Below are 864 nucleotides of genomic sequence, written 5' to 3'. Positions count from 1 at the left end.
ATTGCGGCTAGGTCACACCCAGGCGCGAAATCGCGCTGTTCAGGCGCTTGTCGAAAGCCCCTTCCAGCTCGTCCCACTTGCCCAGTGCACGATCTTTCACGCCGCTGATGCGCGACTTGGCCGACGAAGCGGAGTCCTTGGCGGCATCGACTTTCTTGCCGACTGCAGACTTGGTGAGCTTCTCGGCTTTCTCGCCGTCTTTGACCAGTGACTCGAAGAGCTTGCTGCCGTCAGTGTCGATCTTCGAGTACACGCCTAAACCAGCCAGCCAGATTTTGCGGGAGTAGTCTTCGACTTTCCCAATCCACGAGCTGCCTTCTTTATCGGTGTTCTTTTTACCAGCCATCCCGTTCTCCTTAAGATTTACGCGCGACGCGTTCGAGCAATGCCGTCAGCTCATCGAGCTTAGCAGAGAGTGTCTCAACGTCATGTTTAGACGGAATGCCGATACGATTCAAGGCGCTTGCCACACGGGAGTCGAACGCCTTCTCGACCTTGTCGAGCTGAACTTCGACACGACCTTTGAACGAGCTGACTTCACCCTTGGCTTCATCGATCTCGGCGTTGGCGGCTTCAAGTTTTTCGGTGACGGCTTTTTTGCCTTTCTTTTCAACAGTTTGACCAGCCTTGATCAACTCTTGAAAGTAGTCGCTGCCCTCTTGGCCGACCTTGGCGTAGGCACCCAGGCCTGCCAGCCAGATCTTGCGGGCATAGGATTTGACGTCGCTCAGAGCAGAAGTCGAAGCGTCGATTTTTTTTCTTCAGAATGACTTTGGCCATGGTGCACCTCACGCGCAGAAGGTTTGAGGAACTGCCCGCAGATGTGTCGGGCTCAGGCACAAAGTAGGGAGAAAAATTAGAAAC

The 864-nt window shown here is 54.3% G+C and carries 2 pseudogenes; both read right to left on the bottom strand.

Features of this window, described 5'->3' with window-relative positions:
• Positions 1–13 precede the first annotated feature (13 nt).
• Positions 14–346, bottom strand: a pseudogene (locus HT737_RS29630) (phasin family protein); the annotation flags it as partial.
• A gap of 10 nt (positions 347–356) precedes the next feature.
• Positions 357–780, bottom strand: a pseudogene (locus tag HT737_RS29625) (phasin family protein).
• Positions 781–864: the final 84 nt, after the last annotated feature.

The sequence above is a fragment of the Pseudomonas sp. MD195_PC81_125 genome (genome assembly GCF_014060985.1).
GTDB lineage: Bacteria > Pseudomonadota > Gammaproteobacteria > Pseudomonadales > Pseudomonadaceae > Aquipseudomonas > Aquipseudomonas parakoreensis.
This window is presented reverse-complemented; position numbering and strand designations above follow the sequence as displayed.